This window comes from Shewanella sp. SP1S2-4 (genome assembly GCF_031932075.1).
Lineage (GTDB): Bacteria > Pseudomonadota > Gammaproteobacteria > Enterobacterales > Shewanellaceae > Shewanella > Shewanella baltica.
In genome coordinates this window covers 1-19,125 of sequence record NZ_JAUOET010000002.1, presented here as the reverse complement: position 1 = coordinate 19,125, position 19,125 = coordinate 1, and the positions used below count along the sequence as shown (strand labels likewise).

The following is a 19,125-nucleotide window of genomic DNA, read 5'->3' as shown; positions in this document are numbered from 1 at the left end:
GCGCCGATAACGGCGCCCATTGTTATTATGATGTTTGCTGGGTTAATTCTGCCACTGGCACTGTGGCGGGAATGGCCCAGACACTGTCCTGCGGCCCATTAAGCACCCGATGGCGAGTCAGCCTGTAACCATAAAAGAACACTCCACTAAAGGCTAACGCCACCAGATCGACGCCTAACGTTGCCGCAGAATAAGGCGCCCATAAGCCTAAACTTGGCGCGATTAACGCAACTAGAGACGTGATTGGCATCGCCAATGTAGCCAAGCCGCACAAAGGCAAAATCAGCAGCGCCGCCTTAGCAGCACCACGCCAAAAGGCGTAAACCACCAGCAAGCCAAACACCAGATAATACAGCCACAAATAGACGTGGTTAATATTGCTCACATGCACATATAACCATTTACCCAACAACATACTTATCGTTAAGGCGGCAACCGAGCCTAAGCAAATCCCCACCGTGGCGCTCGCCATTAATCGGCAAGCACGGGTTTGCTCGCTCGCCTGCTTTTTACGGCGTTTTTCCAGCCACAGCAAGTTGCCACTGTAAAATAAAAAAGCACCGCTCAAACCTAGGAAGAAATACACCCAGCGCCCGAGATCGCCCCCATAACTGCCAAAGTGTAATCCAAAGAATACCGCAACGGTTCTGGCCCAAATCCCCTTGTCGCTTTGATCAATCGTGCTATTGGTCACCTTAAGACTATAAGGATGCAGGTATAAGAAATCGGTAACGGGTCCACGCATAAAACCATTGGGGTTATATAACCCCAAGCGCAGAGTCGCACGGGGATTATTCAAGTTCATAAAGCTCATTTCATTCACTTGATAATCGGGGGCGATTTGCTGCACCTTGGCTAACACAGTGGTGACCTTTGGCAAATCGACAAGTGTATAGAGCGTTTTGTCCGGTGCCGATTGAGCAAATAATGGTTTTTCACCATAAACCATATGCTTAAGCCCATCGTAAAGCTGGTCATGGAAAGCAAACACAATCACAGTTACACATATCACTAGATGAAATGGCAGGCTGGTAATGCCCACTAAATTATGGGCATCGAGCCAGAAACGACTCTCACCTTTATCTTTACGCAGGGCGAAAAAACTTTTGGTTAAAGTTGGCAGTAAAAAAATCACCCCAGAAACGAGCGCCAAGAAGTATAAAACGGCGGCTATCCCCAACACATAGGCACCCGCTTGATCGTGACCGACTTCGCCGGCAATCCCCGCGGTGCGATGTAATTGGTCAATCAATTCAGCTAACTCGCTTGGTGTACTTAGTTGGGTGACTAATTGCCCCTGCTCGTCAAGGCTGGCATGCCAAAGCTGGTGACTCATGCTGAGTTCACGTTCCGAGCCCTGCTGATACCAAGTCATCGGCGATTGATGCTCATCATTTAAGTGCAAACTAAAACCGGTTTTGGCCTTATCATCCTGCGCTAACACTTGCGCGACTAAGTCATCCAGCTTCTCGGTGGGCACTTGAGGCAAGGTCAGGGCTGGCGGCATTGACCAAGCGTCAATCGCCCCTTTAAACATAGTGAGCGAGCCGGCATAAAAGCCGATAAACAATACGATTCCGGCGATGATACCAGTCCAAATATGGATAGACTGATACACACGTAACACATCACTGCGAACTTTCATCCTTGTCACCTAAAGGTATATAACACTATATAAGTCAAAACGTTAAACAAGCCCAAGTAGCCAATTGCCCTGAGTCCAGTTTTAAACATAAAGCTAAAACTTAAGATCAATAACCAGATAGGCGTAATCAGCCACATGTTGAACTGCACTTTAGTATCGGCATCGATGCCGCCTGGGCCAAACCAGGCAAATAACCCCACCAATCCAAGTGCTAAAGTAAATCCTAAAATCAATCCAGCCAGTGACTTAGTCCACCAGTCGGGTTGCAATTTATCCTGTTCAGCTAAACGTGCCATGAGTTATTTCCGACCGAAAAGTGAGATAAAAGGCACTAACCCCATCAATAACATCAATAGGGCTAACCAAATAAAAATTGCGGCGCTAAGGGTAAAGAGGCTAAGCCAACCGATAAGACTGACAAAGGCAACACCGTAAGCGAGTAACCGCCAAGGCCGCTTAGGAAGGGAGCTTGCAAATAGTTTTTGCTGCTTATTCGTTAAATAAAATAACAAACAGGCCAGAAGCGTCGACAACAGGAATATAAGTTGCAACACGGGATGTTATCCTCTCACTACAAAGCGTTAGCATTCGAGTCCATTTGCCTATGCTTGCTGTACATCATGTAAAAAGATAAGCACATGAAAGCAATGGAAGAATTTTAATTTCGGGACTCTAGCCTTGGTGATAATAATTCGCAATAAGATTTACACTGTAAGGATGGTTTATGATATTCAAATCACAAATAGGCAACACTTCTGCCTTGTCATTGCCAGTTGTTAACCATTAAGATACATTTCGCGTTAATAGTCTTGTCCCAAGATAAACAATCCGATTCACCCTCAAGCTCATTACTATGACATCAGCAAAGGAAGCTAAATGATTAAAAATGAATTCAATCTGCCGAGCTCAATTGGCCTCAGCAAAATTATCCCCATTGTTATTCTATTAATCCTCTTTATTTCCTTATTTGGCAGTTGGTATACAGTTGACCAAGGTGAACGTGGCGTACTGCTGCGCAACGGTAAAGTTATCGGTACAGCAGAACCTGGGCTTGGTTTTAAAATCCCACTGATAGACACTGTGGTGAAGATTTCGACCCAAACACACACCACCAGTTATACCTCGCTGCAAGCCTATAGCCGCGATCAACAACCTGCGACACTTAACGCATCGGTGACATTTAGCGTACCGCCAGACCGCGTCGAAGAAGTGTATGCGAACTTCAAGAGTATCGATGCCATGGTCACTCGCCTGCTTGACAGACAAGTGCCGACTCAGGTCGAAAACATCTTCGGTAAATACACGGCGATTTCTGTGGTACAAGAGCGGATCAAATTCGGTATTGATGTGACCAGCGCGATCACTAACTCGATCAAAGGTCCGGTGGAAATTAACTCAGTGCAGATTGAGAATATCGACTTTTCCAACGCCTATGAAAAATCCGTCGAAGACAGAATGCGCGCCGAAGTCGAAGTGCAAACTCAACTGCAGAATCTAGAAAAAGAACGCGTCAGCGCGCAAATCGCCGTCACCCAAGCGCAAGCACAGGCCGACTCGCAATTGGCCCGCGCCAAGGCTGAAGCCGAAAGTATTCGTATCAAAGGTGATGCAGAAGCCTCTGCGATTAAGAGCCGCGCCGAAGCGCTGGCACAAAATCAAAACTTAGTTGAATTAACTAAAGCGGAAAAGTGGGACGGTAAACTACCGACAACCATGCTACCGACAGGCACTCTGCCCTTTATCGATGTGAAAAAAGGCAACTAAGCTTGGGTTTAGCTCGAGCAAAAGCATAAATCGACAATAAAAAATCCCAGTGTTAGCCCTAACACTGGGATTTTTCGTTATTCGCTCGATAATTACTGAGCGGAATATGAGCTGATTAAGAACAGCAATCGTTGCGGCGGATCCAGCTTCGAGGGATCTTTTCAAACACCACTTTTGCCATGAGTAACGCCAGCACTATGCCAGAGGTTGCCACTAACCACTGAGGTAACATTTGGTGCTGCTCACCAATCTGTGGCATCACCACAAAGCCAAAGCTATCCACCAGATAATTGACCAATATACCCGCGACTAAGGCCACGCCGATCACGCCGCCCAAGTATCCCCACAACGCACGTTTGCCTAACTCTTTAGCCACCACACCTAATGTCGCGATATTGGTCGCAGGGCCCGCCATCATAAACACTAAAACGGCTCCCGGTGACACGCCAGCCAATAATAGTCCGGCTGCAATCGGTGTCGATGCCGTGGCGCAGATATACATAGGCACAGAGACCAACACCATGACTAACATAGCTAAGATACCGTTGCCCCATTGTGCTAAAAAGTCTGCGGGGACATAAGTTTGCACCAGTGCCGCGAAGAATAAACCCACCAGCAACCACAAGGTAGTGTCACGCACTAAATCCGTTGCCGCATATTTAAGACCAATACCGACGCGGCTTAATACAGATTGTGATTTTAACTCAGTCGCCATATCTTGAGTCGAAGCGCAGCAGCTATCCGCTTCACCTTGTGCTTGAGGAGCATGAGCACTGTGATCATGTGTTCTAGACTCGGCCTTGTTGGAAGTGCCGCAACAGGCGCCCTTTTTTACCACAAGGATTTTTTCAGGGGTAGCGGGTACAGATTCAGCAGCTTTACTGGCGCAGCATGAAGCTGTTTTCTCAGCTTTTATCACGCCGCCATTCGCAACACTACCGCCATGAGCCGTCATTAAGCTAGGCGCAGCAGCCATAGGCATCATTTTGATCGCACTCTTAGACTCAGTATTCTGCTCACTATCAGCTGGTCTTTCAGTGCTGCAGCAGGATGCAGCCGCGTTAACAGGCGCTAAAGTTGGCTCTTTAGTTGATGAGCAACAGCTTTTAACCGATTCTGCTTTAACAGCTTGGGGCTGAGTCGCCGATTTCGACGCACAGCATGCCGCCACGGGTGCGTCGCTAGCTGACTTAGACTCTGATTTAACCGCAGGCTTGCCATCGTCGTCATCGCGGCCAACGAGTAAGCCAGCCACAATCGCACTGGTAATCGCTGCAATCGGTCTGACGATCGCCATAAAGGGGCCGAGTAACACGTAGGAAACGGCGATTGAATCGACGCCTGTTTCTGGCGTCGACACTAAAAAGGAGGTCGTTGCTGCTTTAGAGGCACCAGAACGGCGTAACCCTACAGCCGCAGGAATCACGCCACAAGAACACAAAGGTAATGGTGCGCCGAGCATTGCCGCCTTCACCACAGTTTTAACACCATGACCGCCGAGCTGCTTTTGCATCCACACCATTGGTACGAATACTTTTAATAGCCCAGCCAAGATCAGGCCCAATAACAACCAAGGCGCCGAGTCTAAAAACAGATCGATAAAATTCTTCAGTAACATAATTAATTCCCTGACTCATCATGGATTGTTTTTCCATGAGTATGCTGGTGCGACTCATTTTGATGTGCTTTGTGCTGATTTCCATCGTGAGAATGATGCTCAACACGTACCCGCTCAGTACTGGATTCCAACGCCTCTAAAATAGAGCAATGTTCGGCGCTACGCGGCCCGCCACAACAGGCATCGGACAGACTCTGTAAACTGGTTTGAAAATGATTCAGCTCGGCAATTTTGGCCTGCACTTGGGCCAATTTAATATCGACCATACCCTTCACATCGGCGCAGACGCGATTAGATTTATCAAGTTCGATTGAAAGCAATTCACTGATTTCATTGAGGGTAAAACCCACAGCTTTAGCCCGTAAGATAAAACGCAGTCGCGCAGCATCGGCCTCGGTATACACTCGATAGCCAGACTCGGTACGGCTCGACGGCGCGAGCAGACCGTGCTTCTCGTAGAATCTCAACGTGTCGGCTTTCACCTCACACAAATCCGCCAGTTCACCAATACGATACATGTCTTCATCCTTTGCGAAATCGCGCCCAACTCAGGGGGAGTTTCCAGCATACAACTCAATAATGCGAGTATAAACCTTGGAGCCTACTCCAAGGTCAAGGGGTAATTCATACTTTACATAAAGTCGGCCGAGTCACGTCACTTTGTTCTGATATGAATATTGTGAAATCACGCAGAAAAAACACCCGTAAATCGAGTTTTACGTTAGAATACGCGCGCCGTGATGAAGGGATAAAAAGTTAGCTAATAAAGTAAAAATAGGACCAAGGGACTTTTGGAAAGCGGTGCAGCGCTAAGGCTGTTCTGTTTTCCGAAAGATCCTTGAAACTAAAATAACTGGACCCTGTACCCAAATGACTGCTGCAAATAATGCCAGACCCATTCGTCGCGCGCTGTTAAGCGTTTCAGATAAAACCGGAATTCTCGAGTTCGCCAAAGCACTTCACGCCCAAGGTGTGGAACTGTTATCAACTGGCGGCACTGCTCGCCTGTTAGCGGATAACGGCGTGCCTGTTATCGAAGTATCTGATTACACAGGACACCCTGAGATCATGGACGGTCGCGTTAAGACGCTGCACCCTAAAGTGCACGGCGGCATTTTGGCGCGCCGCGGTCTTGATGAAAGCGTGATGGCCGACAACAATATCAATGCCATCGATCTGGTTGCGGTTAACCTTTATCCTTTCGCTGAAACTGTGGCTAAAGCCGGTTGTACCTTAGAAGACGCTATCGAAAATATCGATATTGGCGGCCCAACTATGGTGCGCGCAGCGGCAAAAAACCACAAAGACGTCACCATAGTCGTTAATGCCGCCGATTACTCACGCGTACTGGCAGAAATGACGGCTAACAATGGCAGCACGACCCATGCGACGCGCTTCGACTTAGCGATTGCAGCCTTTGAGCACACTGCGGGTTACGATGGCATGATCGCCAACTACTTCGGCACTATGGTTCCTGCGCATAGCACGGACGAATGCTTTGCTGATTCTAAGTTCCCACGCACGTTCAACACCCAATTAGTGAAGAAGCAAGACTTACGCTATGGCGAAAACAGCCATCAAGCGGCGGCCTTCTATGTCGATACGAAAATTGATGAAGCCTCTGTGGCGACGGCGATTCAGTTGCAAGGCAAAGCCTTGTCTTACAACAATATTGCCGATACCGATGCCGCTCTTGAGTGCGTAAAAGAATTCTTGGAACCCGCCTGCGTTATCGTTAAACACGCTAACCCATGTGGTGTGGCCTTAGGTAAAGACTTGCTCGATGCCTATAACCGCGCTTATCAAACTGACCCAACCTCAGCCTTCGGTGGCATTATTGCTTTCAACGGCGAGTTAGATGCAGCGACGGCGAGTGCTATCGTTGAGCGTCAATTCGTTGAAGTGATTATCGCCCCAAGCGTCAGCCAAGCGGCACGCGATGTGGTGGCGAAAAAGACCAACGTGCGTTTATTGGAATGTGGTCAGTGGAACACTAAGACCCAAACCTTAGACTACAAACGCGTTAACGGCGGCTTGTTAGTACAAGATCGCGACCAAGGCATGGTCGGCTTAGAAGACATCAAAGTGGTTTCTAAACGTCAACCCACTGCAAGCGAACTGAAAGACTTAATGTTCTGCTGGAAAGTGGCGAAATTCGTTAAATCTAACGCCATCGTTTATGCCAAAGACGGCATGACTATCGGTGTCGGCGCAGGCCAAATGAGCCGCGTTTACAGCGCTAAAATCGCTGGCATCAAGGCCGCCGATGAAGGCTTAGAAGTAGTGAACTCTGTGATGGCATCCGATGCTTTCTTCCCCTTCCGTGACGGTATCGATGCCGCAGCGGCTGCGGGCATTAGCTGCATCATCCAACCGGGTGGCTCAATGCGCGATGCAGAAATCATCGCCGCAGCAGACGAGCACGGCATGGCCATGGTGATGACGGGCATGCGCCACTTCCGTCACTAATCGCCACTAAGCAGCCAGCACTCAATCAGTACTGGCTGCTTTTTTGTTTTACCACTCTTTGTTTTACCGCACTCTGGTTTCGACCACAGTGTGCCTACACAGAACATAAAACTCTAAGGGATGACTTAACATGAAAGTATTAGTTATTGGTGGCGGCGGTCGCGAACATGCCCTAGCGTGGAAAGCTGCACAATCGGCTCAAGTTGAAACTGTCTATGTTGCGCCAGGCAATGCGGGCACAGCCCTAGAACCTAATGTTGAAAATCTGGCGATCAGCGCCACCGACATTCCTGCTCTGCTCGATTTTGCGAAAACCCATAAAATTGAACTGACCATAGTCGGCCCAGAAGCGCCATTAGTGATGGGCGTGGTTGATGCATTCAATGCCGCAGGTTTACCGATTTTTGGCCCAACTAAGACGGCAGCTCAGCTCGAAGGTTCAAAAGCCTTCACTAAGGACTTTTTAGCCCGCCACAATATTCCAACAGCGGGTTACAAAAACTGCACTGAAATCAGCGATGCTAAAGCCTTCGTGCGTGAATTAACGGCCACAACAGGTTATCCAGTGGTCATTAAAGCTGACGGTTTAGCCGCAGGTAAAGGCGTGATTATCGCCCAAGACCAAGCTGAAGCCGATGCTGCAATTGATGACATGCTCGCTGGTAACAAGTTTGGCGATGCGGGTTCACGCGTGGTCATTGAAGAATTCCTGAAAGGCGAAGAAGCCAGCTTCATCGTCATGGTCGATGGCAAAAACATTCTGCCAATGGCGACCAGCCAAGATCATAAAGCCCGCGATAACGGCGACTATGGTCCAAACACGGGTGGTATGGGCGCTTACTCGCCAGCACCTGTGGTGACTCAAGCGGTACACGATTGGACTGTGGCAAACGTAATTCGCCCAACGGTTGATGGCATGGCCGCAGAAGGCAATATCTACACAGGCTTTTTGTATGCTGGTTTGATGATCTCTCCAGACGGCAGCGCCAAAGTACTTGAATACAACTGTCGCTTTGGCGATCCAGAAACTCAGCCAATCATGATGCGTTTAAAGTCTGACTTAGTGGAACTGTGTTTAGCCGCCACCCGTGGCGAGTTAGATAAAGTGACAGCTGAATACGACGAGCGCGCAGCCGTTGGCGTGGTATTAGCCGCTGGCGGTTATCCAGATGAGTATCGCAAGTTTGATGTGATTGACGGTCTCAGCCTTGGTGATAACAATGGCAAAGTCTTCCATGCTGGCACTGAGATGAAAGACGGCCACGTAGTCACCAACGGCGGTCGCGTACTCTGCGCGACTGCACTGGGTAACACAGTGACCGAAGCGCAAAAAGCGGCTTATAAATTGGTTGATGAAATCCACTGGGATGATGTGTATTTCCGCACCGATATTGGTTACCGTGCTATTGCACGTGAGCAGCAAGACTAATTGCTAGGCGCGTTAAAAAACCGGCCAGAAGCCGGTTTTTTTGTGCCTGAATTTTGACGAGCGTCAAATATAACGTCATGATTTTCAATAAAATTACATAATTAATTCTATTGAAAATTGGAGCAACGAGATACAATGTCAACCAAATGTTAAATACCTAAATATCAAGGACTCCCCATGAGGATTAGACTGCTGTGCGCCTCCATCGCCATACTGCTTAGCGGATGCGGTGGCGGCTCAGAAGATGCTGGCACGACCACACCACCGACTCAGCCGCCAGTCCAACCTCCCGCGCCGGTGCAATACATTGCTAGTAGTGTGTCAGCAAATGGCGGAGCCTTAGATCCAAGCAGTCAAAAAGTGGAGTCGGGTAAAAGCGCTATTTTTAGCATCACTGCCGATATTGGCTTTACACTCGAAGGCATTACTGGCTGTGGTGGCACGCTAAATGCGCTAACTTACACCACTGCGTCCATGACGGCGGATTGCACTGTCACGCCGACATTTATTGCTAACGCCGAAAATGCCATTAAGCATCAAGACCACAGGCTTGCCAGTGCGAGTGAGTTAATTGATTTCAGCATCGCCGAACTCACTAATATCGACATCGAACGTAAAGCCCAGATAAATCAGCTATATCAAGGTGTCGGTAGCAGCGTCTCTTGGCATCCGACTCACGACTCAATTACCTTCTCGAGCTTTATGCCAGAGAACACTTTTACTGTCTTGCCATCGAATGTCGATGGCAGTGGCGCAAGCGCGGTTCGCGGCTTAGTCATGGCGGGCGAGCAACAAGGGCAAAGATATGCGGCCATGGGAGGAAATCTCTTTTCCGTCAACACTTCAGCTCAAACCGATACTTTGCTGAAAAATCTTTTAGGCTGGCTGACCAAAGGCGCCGATAAAACCGACGGCCTCAGTATAGTGACCACGCAAATGCCGAGCAAAGCCGACAGTTGGTACTTTCCCCATAACGAAGGTATTCGCACTTGGCTTACAAACAACTACCCCGCAGCCCATAGCATTAATGCGGCAAACACCTGTGACTACAGTGAGTTAAGCAACTGTATCGACACACTCAAGCCCGATGTGATAGTGATTAGTGACATAGACCGTCAGTCCCTCGGTTTTGCAGGCATTAAAGCTGCTATCGCTAAGGCCAAAGCGGCGGGCATTCCCTTGCTGCTCTCAAACTACTGGCGCAATCAAAGCCCAATGCTATCGCCGCTTTACCTTGAAATGGGGCTTTCAACCTCAGGTAATTATTGGTCAAAGCTCAATGCCAACGACCTCAATGTGACTGATGTTTTGGCTGAAGATACTGCCCTGACCAAGGTAAATAATTTGCTCGGCAAGCTCAATGAAGCAAGCTTCGATACCTCAGTGCTTAACGACTGCACCGGCAATTATCTCAGCTGCAATGCTGCCGCCTTTGTTGACTCGTTCAAAGCGGGCGCAGATTGGTATCGCAGCAATGCCGAAACCCTAGATAACAACGCAATTGATGTGTTTACCAAGGCAGACTTCCCTTTGATGAAGGCTGGACTGCTGCTTGCAGATAAATATCGCAGCGAGATTGACTACCCCATAGCCTACAGCGAGCACGCACAATGGCAGCGGGCCCTGTTTGCCGATTGGGCCGTAAGCTATGCTCGCGCCCATAACTTAGCCCAGCCAGATTTGGGTGAATATGTCACCGACAGAGTCAACCTCAGCAAGGGCAGCAATGCGCACTACGCTTACCCTGCGACAGTCTCAGAGCGTAAAACCATTAGTGTGCCCTATGCAGGCCAATGGACGACTACAGGCTGGTATGCATTGCCGGGGCAAACCATCAAACTCACTCGCCTCGATAGCAACGCTGCGAATGTGGAGATCAAACTCAACTACCACAGACGTAACACTAACCGTGCCTATGAGCAGAAAATCTACCGCGGCCCCTTGGGGCTGGCGCAACAACGCCTGCGCTTAGCGCAAGGGAAAAGTATCGAGTTTTCCTCCCCCTACGGCGGGCCGATTTATCTATACATCAATGGTGATGCTTCGAGTGTTGATGGCGCGTTAAGTGTTGATGTCAACGCTGAGCATGTCGCTAAACATCCGACCATTATGGATTTCTCCAATCCAGCTGAAATCGCGGCCTTTAACGAACGCATTCAAAATACCGAATTACCCCATGTGGACTTGCGCACCGATGGTGCAGAGCAGCATCTACGTCGCGACCGCTTCTTAAACGCCATAGGTACCGATGTGCCTGATGTCAACGCGCTGCTCAACAGCATTGTCGATGACCATATCAACAGCGTTTACACCTTAGCTGGCCTTAAAATTCAAGGTAAGAGTTTCAGTGAATCCTTACCCGCCGATGTGCTGGCGGCCTGCAAAGGACTGTTTGGCGACGACTGTATCGACAATATTCTGCATACCCGCACTATTATTCAACACGCCAATTATGACCAAAATGCCCAGTGCGGAGCCGGTTGTAGTGGTAATCCTTGGGATGCGGCATGGAATATCGACCCAACGGGCTGGGGTGATAACCATGAGTTAGGCCATAATCTGCAAACGAACCGCCTCAATGTGCAATATGCAGCGGCAAACAATAGTGACAACTGGGCAGGTTATAGCAGTCGCGCGGGGGAAAACTCCAACAATATCTTCCCTTATGTAGTGAAGTGGAAAACCCATTATCTGCGCGATGGCAATACAGACACAGTGACCGATGGCCACATGAACCACAAAGATCTCTTCTATGTGTTTATGTCCGATGCAGCGGGCACAAAAGACACCAGCGGCAAACGTGTAGTATTTGGGGCTAACTGTAAAGTGCTTGATGCAGGTGAAGACAGATACACTGCGCCTTGGGCCAGTAATGATTATGCTGTGCATAACGGCTATCGCATGGCGTTTTACATCCAAATGGCGCTTAAGGCTCACGGCATAACGCTCAGTGACGGCACCACTCTGAACAATGGCTTTAATCTCTTTACCTTGCTGTATCAACACAGTCGTATTTTCGGTAAATATGCGAATAACGCCAGTGATTGGGAAGCGAACCGCAGCAAACTGGGCTTTAGCCAATTTCCGTTTGACGGCAATAGTGTCTACGGCGGCAAAACCGTGAAAGATATCCCCGGCAACGACTTTATGCTGGTGTCTTTGAGTCAGCTCACAGGCAAAGATTGGCGTAGCCACTTTGATATGTTGGGTCTGCGCTACTCAAGCCTTGCAGCCGCGCAAACGGTCGCTAATGCGATCTCGGGTACTATGCCCATGGGCATGTATGAGCTAGAAACCGACTTGCCGCCAGCGAACATGAGCCAAGGTTTAACCTTTGTGCCACTGTCACTCACTGATGGCACTACACAGTGGAAAGGCGTGGGTTCGCCAACCCAGTGCAACTAAACCATAAGTGCACTAAACCATAAGTGCACTAAGCCTTAATCGCGCTAAGATACTAACGCAACTGATAAACCTCGCTCTGGCGGGGTTTATTTTTACCTGAAAAATGTGACCTAAAGCACATACCTAGGCTCAGATGACGTGCACCATTTAACTTCTTATATTTTTAACAATCATGAAATTAATGAGGTAAATATATGGGTTATTCGATAAAAGATCTTATTTATCAAGGTGAAAAATCGGGCGTACATAACTGGCAAACCCTAGAAGGAGCCAGCTTTTACTGGCATCCAGATTGGTTTCATATTGCAGAGGATATGACGGGCCATATGGCCACGGCAACTATCGAAAAGCAAGGGGAAAAAGCAACGCAAAGCGAGGCTGAACAGTCAATCATTACGCATCTGAATAAGAGTGGAAAATAGCTTGTAATGCCAAAGATGTTAGTGCCCGGAGGCGATCGCCCTGCGGGCAATTTTATCGATTAAACCTGGCGCGATCAGCTTAAGCCAACGCCCCAAACGGCCACGAAGTGAAGTGATAAGTTGTCGGCCCCGAGTCGCAATCACAGGTAGCATCATATTGGCGCATTGCTCGGCCGTCAGTATCTTAGCTTCTTGCATCGGTGACTTGCCTAAAGGATTACCTGCACCATCGAGGGCACGTTTGTGAATTTGTGACACCACAAAATCGGGGCAAATTACCGTCACTGCCACATTATCGTCCGCGAGCTCAATCCGCAACGAATCGAAAAAGCCAATCACAGCATGTTTAGAAGCGGCATAACCGCTACGAGTTGGAACGCCCGTTAATCCAGCGACGGAGGCCACTACCACCACTTGGCCCTTACTGGCCTTTAAATGAGGTAACGCGGCATGGGTCAAATACGCGGGTCCAAGATAATTCACCCGCATAATGTCTTCAAGTACAGACAGCTGAGTCAGCTCGTCGAAACGTGACCACATAGTCATGCCAGCATTGTTAATCAAAATATCAAGATGGCCATAATGCGCGACCGTGGCTTCTATTAAGGCTTCGCACTGCTCAGGACGAGAGACATCAGCAGCAAATACAAAAGGAGGCGGACCATAATTAGCGATTTCTAAGGCGAGTGAAGCGAGACGTGTTTCATTGCGTGCACTGATCACCAGTTGGCAGCCCATTCGCGCCATTGCCACAGCAAGTGCCCGACCAATACCTTCTGAAGCACCCGTGATGATCACGACCTTGCCAGTAAGTCCATCCATAGTCATTCCTTTGTTATCGCTATGTTAATTACGTCTTTGGCTAAATTGGCATAATCACACTAAAAGCGCAATCCTTCACGCGCGTTGTGCAAGCCTCATCTCATATTGTTCACGATAATTTGCTAAGGGTTGTGGGCGACCTATCGCATAACCTTGCGCGTAATTAATGCCAATGCTCAACAATCTGTCGATAATCTCCTGATTTTCAACAAATTCGGCCACAGTCTCGATCCCCATGACCCGACAAACATCCTGAATCGATTTAACGATGGCATAGTCTTTAGCGTTCACGGCAAGGTTCTTGATAAAACAGCCATCGATTTTGACATAATCCACGGGCAGCTCACGCAGATAGCCATAAGAGGCGAAACCACTGCCAAAATCATCCAGTGCAAACGAGAAGCCGAGTTTACGTAACTGCTTCAACATTTCCATACCACGATTGCGATTTTGGATCGCGGTGGTTTCAGTAATTTCAAAGCAAATACATTGACTTGGAATATCAAAAATATGTTGCTGCTGGGCGATATATTCCACCATACCTTCGGCGCCTAAACTATTGCCCGAAAGGTTGATCGAAATACAATGATCAGGCCAAAGTACAGGATGCAAAGACAGCCATAAAAAGGCTTTGCGGATCACTTCTTTATCTATGTCAGGCATCAGCTTAAAGCGCTCAGCCGCGGCAATAAACTGCGCAGGCGCCAAAATACGACCGCAGGGTTCTTGAATTCGCAGCAGGATCTCCATGCGTTGTCGCTGTGGACCGCTGCCTAACCCACGGATCGGTTGGTAATAAAGAATTAGCTCGTTTTCTTCAATCGCCTGCGCGATACGTACCGCCCACTTTGGCGCGTTTCTTTGGTAAGTGAGCTCTTTATCTTTATCATCGTAAAAATGAATTTGATTGGCGCCCTTAGCTTTAGCGGCAATACAGGCAATATCAGCGTCTTTCAATAATTCTTGGGCATCAATATAAGGCGCACGACCAAAAGCAACACCTATGCTAAGGCCGACTTTATAGTTACAGTTTTTGTCATTCAGCACTTGCAGCGAGACCTGCGCAATCATTTGCTTGAGTAATTGCGCCACAGATAAAGCACTGCGATTACACACCACTAAACCAAACTCATCACCGCCAAGCCGCGCCAACAACTCCTGTGGCCCGAGACAAGCCTGCATAGCCTTAGCCACCATGGCGAGCATACGATCGCCTGCTGTATGGCCACAGCTATCGTTAATCAACTTGAATTGCTCTAAATCGAGATAACAAACGGCGATGGTTTTAGCTGAGACAGCAAATTGAGGGAGCTGTTCATCAAACGCCTGACGATTTAGCAGCCCAGTAATGCTGTCGAAATTGGCTCTTTTTTGGAGTTGGCGCTTAAGTAACTCTTCTTGAGTGATATCTCGCAATACCACGACGGTGCCGACAATAACTTTATCGTGGTTACGCAAATTACTAATGCTGCGTTCCATAATCCGCGGTGTTGCGGTCAATAACTTGATTTTCTCGACCTGTGGTGATGACTCGCCAAGGCGAATACAAGTGAACACCGCCTGATTCAACTGGTCGCCAGCCTTTAATAGGCTGGCAAGGCTCTGATCTATAGCATAACAACTGGCAACATCCAAAAGCGACTCGGCCCGCGGATTCATATAAATCACTTTGGCATCGACATCGGTCAAAATCACCGCTTCTGCAATGGATTCTAAGGTGATTTTCGCGCGTTCTTTCTGCTGATAAATTCTGGCTAGCAGGCTATTAACGCGGCAAGCAAGCACTTCTAATTCCTCATTGCCTTCACTGGTAACAGGTTGATAGACACTGGACATAGGATCGACCAACGCCAATTGCTGCATCAAGTTTTTAAAGGGTTTGAGTAAACCAGAGCGCAACCAAATATAGCCAAGGCCAACAATAAACACGCCAAATAGAATGAAACCGAGCGATACCCAATCGAGCTTAAATTTAACCTCTTGGAACGGGCCCTCGGAGAACTGCACTTGCAGGTAAACAGGTTTGTCTTTTAACAGGCTGGGTATTTCAATGGTGTCACTATGAACGCCCTCAACACTTGCTGTGACAGCGTTAGAGTGACTCATAGTCACTTTAGTTACCAATAAGGCCTGCGCATATTCAAGCAAGTCGTTATCGGTCAACTGACGCACCAGCAGTACAGATTCATTAGGTGCAGAAGCCACGGCGGTAATGACATAAGCCTGTCCACCAATCAAATATGCACCAGCAACACTGGGTTTATTAGCGCTAATAATGGCGCTGGCAATTTCCCGCAGCTCATTAGACGCAAAGGTATATACATTGGGGAAAAAAGTCTGCAGTTCGCCTTGGCGTAAAATATACCAACTAAGGTTGGCCGACATTGAACTATCGTGCCACGAGGACTCTAGTTTCTTAAGTTGCTCTTCATCTAACTGAGACAAAGGTAAAGCGTAGATATTCGTGAGAAAGGTTAAGCGGTCGACATCAATGTGAAACTGCTGCTGGATATTAGCAAGCTCACGATTAGCACTGTCTTGGCGCAATAGTTCGACGCGATGGTCGTACCAACACCCCAGACAATAGGAGACAATGACCACCGCGGGGAGACAAAAGCCCGCAATAAATACCAATATTTTCTTGCCAATGTGCATCTCTTACCACGGCTTGTTATGACTAAATTGATTGACGGCCTTGCATAATCCTTCACTGCGCCATGCAACATATCTCATTTGCGAATAGTATTAAACATCGCTTAGCTTTAGCCGTTGCTAAAGTAGACATTATTATGTAATTAAATCAATTTAACCGATTGATTTAAAGCATTAAATTGCTCAATAAACACTGCTGATATTTTATTTTTATCCAGATCCTATGCGATAAACTAAGCGTAACAATAGAGTATTGAAGTTGTTATTTTAACGTAACACTCATTAGGCTCGCAGACGAGATAAACCACCGCATACGCTAATCCATAAAGGCAAATCCATGAAGATAGCTGCGAGAGAAGTTTTCCATTTTATCAACTCTAAATGTCAGAAATAAAACAGGCCCGCAAGCGGGCCTGTTTCGCAAACCAAAAATTACTTATGGTATTGCTTTGATTGCGCATGAACCGCCTTGATAAAGGCGCCAGCATGCTCTGGATCGACATGCTGATGGATGCCATGACCTAAGTTAAATACATGACCAGTACCCTCACCATAACCCGCTAGGATATGGCCCACTTCTTCTTCAATACGTGGAATAGGTGCATATAACATTGAAGGGTCCATGTTGCCTTGCAATGCAACTTTATGGCCTACACGGCGACGGGCATCGGCAATGTCTACCGTCCAATCCAAACCTAACGCATCACAGCCAGTTTCTGCCATCGCTTCTAACCACAAACCACCACCTTTAGTGAACAGCGTCACTGGCACTTTGCGGCCATCGGCAAAACGTGTCAGACCATCGACAATCTTCTGCATATAACGCAAAGAAAACTCACGGTAAGCAGAGTGTGATAACGCGCCGCCCCATGAGTCAAAAATCATTAGTGATTGTGCACCATTAGCCACTTGAGCATTCAGGTATAAGATCACTGAATCGGCTAATTTATCTAACAGCATGTGTAATGCCATTGGCTCAGCGTAAGCCATCTTCTTAATTTTTTCGAAAGTTTTGCTCGAGCCGCCTTCAACCATATAAGTCGCTAGGGTCCAAGGTGAACCAGAAAAGCCAATTAACGGCACTGCGCCATTCAGTTCACGGCGAATAGTGCTAACGGCTTTCATCACATAACCCAGCTCATCTTCTGGATCTGGAATTGAGAGCTTTTTGATCGCATCGATAGTGTCTGTAGGGCGTTCGAAACGTGGGCCTTCACCCGCCTCAAAATACAAACCTAACCCCATTGCATCGGGCACTGTTAAAATATCGGAAAACAAAATCGCCGCATCGAGATCATAACGACGTAAAGGTTGCAGCGTGACTTCACAGGCAAGCTCATGATTTTTACACAAAGACATGAAGTCACCCGCTTGAGCGCGAGTAGCTTTATATTCAGGAAGATAACGGCCAGCTTGACGCATCATCCACACAGGGGTCACATCGACAGGCTCTTTTAGTAGGGCGCGTAAATAACGATCATTCTTTAATTCTGCCATTGGGCTTGGTTCCTAGTCTTATTGAGATCCGCTGGGTCGGTAGTTTAGCATTTACGCGAATAATGTAACCTTTATGTGCAAATATATGTGAGCTATTCCCCATCGTCGGCGTCGATTTGACCATATAAATTGGAAATTGTTATCCAGATAACATACTGCTGATTTATTCGTAACGAAGTCACACTCAGACAGAAAAAAGTTGCGCCGGTTCCCAGCCTTTGGTATAAAAAGTCTGCGCTAGCAAGAACAATCAAGAAGCTCGTCGCATCGAGCCTGCTATAAACTTTACTCGCCCAACGATAGGTTTCTATCGTTGGGCTTTTTATTTGCATTTTTCGATACGAAACAGCTGGTTTGTCCATTTCGTCATTCTCGCAAATTCGCATGAAAAGAGTTGATCGATTAGCAACTTGTCCCTACATTAGAGTCATGTGCTGGCACTTAAATGGAATGCATCATGCTGAGAGAACTCGAAAAAGCAGAACAGAAGTGGGGCGGTTCAAATAAGCTTATTGATCAATGGCTAAAAAACCGTCGAAAACTGTTAGTGCATTACTGCCAAATTGCTGGGCTTCCTCCTTACAGTAAATCAGAAAAATCACTTCCCTCGTTCGAACATGTTAAATCTTTCTGTGACTTATTAGTGGACTATGTCTCTGAAGGCCATTTCGAAGTCTACGATAGAGTCGTTAATGCCTGTAGTGAATATGGTGAATCAAGCAAAACACTCGCGCAACAAGTATTGCCAAAAATAACGCCAACCACGAATGCGGCATTAGACTTCAACGATAAATATGCGGAAACTCAAGACGATCTCGTGTTGTATCAACTCGATAAAGATTTATCTGAACTTGCCCATAACATGGAAACTCGCTTCGAACTCGAAGATGAACTACTCGAAGTACTCCACCGTAAGCATTCAGAACACACCCAGTAAGCCTCAATCAATTTAAGCGCACTTTGTTGTGTTCGGTGCGCTTATCTTGACCAATCCAACGACTATCGAAATATATGGGCTCACTAACAAGTAATGGCTCATTAGAAACGTCGGTTAAAACCTATCTCTAGAAACTGCAACTAAATATGAAATGCTCTTTACGCACCTCGCCCATCAAAGAGATACACTTTAACGCCTCAGTTAAGTGTTAACTAACCTAGCCAGTGAACGCCAAGAGCAGTCTGTAATAACTTTATGAGCGGCACACACGGACTCGCGCAAACGTATGCGCATTTCTTTGATTTAACTAAGGCAGCGATGTTGGGATTATGCATGTTCTTCATGATTATAACTTGATAATCAATTAGACATATAATTAATGTAAATGGTATTAGGCTGATTTTTACAAACCTCAGACGCAAAAAAGCCAGCTTATTCAGCTGGCTTCGTTACATCTCAATGAGA

14 protein-coding genes are annotated in these 19,125 nt (G+C 47.4%); 6 read left to right on the top strand and 8 right to left on the bottom strand.

Translation table 11 applies throughout. From position 1 onward, the window contains the following. Nucleotides 1–25: 25 nt before the first annotated feature. From Q4Q52_RS02270 to Q4Q52_RS02260, 3 genes are read right to left on the bottom strand one after another with little or no spacing between them, the layout of a single operon-like run. Complete coding sequence (locus Q4Q52_RS02270; protein WP_311989737.1) at nt 26–1,645, bottom strand: PepSY-associated TM helix domain-containing protein; 1,620 nt, start codon at nt 1,643–1,645, stop codon at nt 26–28. A 5-nt stretch (nt 1,646–1,650) separates the two neighbouring features. Then, nucleotides 1,651–1,941, bottom strand: a complete 291-nt coding sequence (locus Q4Q52_RS02265; protein ID WP_047535138.1) for a hypothetical protein — start codon at nt 1,939–1,941, stop codon at nt 1,651–1,653. A gap of 3 nt (nt 1,942–1,944) precedes the next feature. Next, nucleotides 1,945–2,199, bottom strand: a complete 255-nt coding sequence (locus Q4Q52_RS02260) for a hypothetical protein (protein ID WP_106648299.1) — start codon at nt 2,197–2,199, stop codon at nt 1,945–1,947. 322 nt (nt 2,200–2,521) lie between these two features. On the opposite strand from Q4Q52_RS02260, the gene Q4Q52_RS02255 reads away from it, so the two are divergent. Then, a complete protein-coding gene (locus Q4Q52_RS02255; protein WP_063884205.1) occupies nt 2,522–3,409 on the top strand; it encodes a prohibitin family protein in 888 nt (295 codons plus the stop codon). A 115-nt stretch (nt 3,410–3,524) separates the two neighbouring features. Here the strand turns inward: Q4Q52_RS02255 and Q4Q52_RS02250 are convergent, their stop codons facing one another. Both Q4Q52_RS02250 and zntR read right to left on the bottom strand, forming a co-directional pair. Further along, nucleotides 3,525–5,027, bottom strand: coding sequence for a permease (locus Q4Q52_RS02250; RefSeq protein WP_311989736.1), 1,503 nt, complete (start codon nt 5,025–5,027; stop codon nt 3,525–3,527). A 2-nt stretch (nt 5,028–5,029) separates the two neighbouring features. After that, nucleotides 5,030–5,545, bottom strand: coding sequence for a Zn(2+)-responsive transcriptional regulator (gene zntR, locus Q4Q52_RS02245; RefSeq protein ID WP_006079912.1), 516 nt, complete (start codon nt 5,543–5,545; stop codon nt 5,030–5,032). A 352-nt stretch (nt 5,546–5,897) separates the two neighbouring features. Here zntR and purH point away from each other — a divergent pair, with 352 nt between their 5' ends. The 4 genes from purH to Q4Q52_RS02225 all read left to right on the top strand — a co-directional run bounded on the left by purH (nt 5,898) and on the right by Q4Q52_RS02225 (nt 12,752). Beyond that, the gene (purH, locus tag Q4Q52_RS02240; RefSeq protein ID WP_012090362.1) at nt 5,898–7,496 is read left to right on the top strand and encodes a bifunctional phosphoribosylaminoimidazolecarboxamide formyltransferase/IMP cyclohydrolase; all 1,599 of its coding nucleotides are present in this window, start codon (nt 5,898–5,900) and stop codon (nt 7,494–7,496) included. A gap of 130 nt (nt 7,497–7,626) precedes the next feature. Next, nucleotides 7,627–8,925, top strand: a complete 1,299-nt coding sequence (gene purD / locus Q4Q52_RS02235) for a phosphoribosylamine--glycine ligase (RefSeq protein ID WP_311989735.1) — start codon at nt 7,627–7,629, stop codon at nt 8,923–8,925. Nucleotides 8,926–9,102: 177 nt separating this feature from the next. Beyond that, the gene (locus Q4Q52_RS02230; protein WP_311989734.1) at nt 9,103–12,330 is read left to right on the top strand and encodes an ImpA family metalloprotease; all 3,228 of its coding nucleotides are present in this window, start codon (nt 9,103–9,105) and stop codon (nt 12,328–12,330) included. A 194-nt stretch (nt 12,331–12,524) separates the two neighbouring features. Next, nucleotides 12,525–12,752 (top strand): hypothetical protein, encoded by a 228-nt coding sequence (locus Q4Q52_RS02225; RefSeq protein ID WP_012090366.1) that lies wholly within the window; start codon nt 12,525–12,527, stop codon nt 12,750–12,752. 18 nt (nt 12,753–12,770) lie between these two features. On the opposite strand, the gene Q4Q52_RS02220 is transcribed toward Q4Q52_RS02225, so the two are convergent. From Q4Q52_RS02220 to hemE, 3 genes are all read right to left on the bottom strand, one after another. Next, entirely contained in the window at nt 12,771–13,574 is an 804-nt protein-coding gene (locus Q4Q52_RS02220) for an SDR family oxidoreductase (protein ID WP_220591272.1), read from the bottom strand. Between the two features lie 75 nt (nt 13,575–13,649). After that, complete coding sequence (locus Q4Q52_RS02215) at nt 13,650–16,229, bottom strand: EAL domain-containing protein (RefSeq protein ID WP_311989733.1); 2,580 nt, start codon at nt 16,227–16,229, stop codon at nt 13,650–13,652. Between the two features lie 429 nt (nt 16,230–16,658). Further along, nucleotides 16,659–17,723 carry a uroporphyrinogen decarboxylase gene (gene hemE, locus Q4Q52_RS02210; protein WP_063884476.1) on the bottom strand — a complete coding sequence of 355 codons (1,065 nt, stop codon included), beginning with the start codon at nt 17,721–17,723 and terminating at the stop codon, nt 16,659–16,661. A 457-nt stretch (nt 17,724–18,180) separates the two neighbouring features. On the opposite strand from hemE, the gene rsd reads away from it, so the two are divergent. Beyond that, nucleotides 18,181–18,660, top strand: a complete 480-nt coding sequence (gene rsd, locus Q4Q52_RS02205) for a sigma D regulator (RefSeq protein ID WP_106648308.1) — start codon at nt 18,181–18,183, stop codon at nt 18,658–18,660. Nucleotides 18,661–19,125 lie beyond the last annotated feature (465 nt).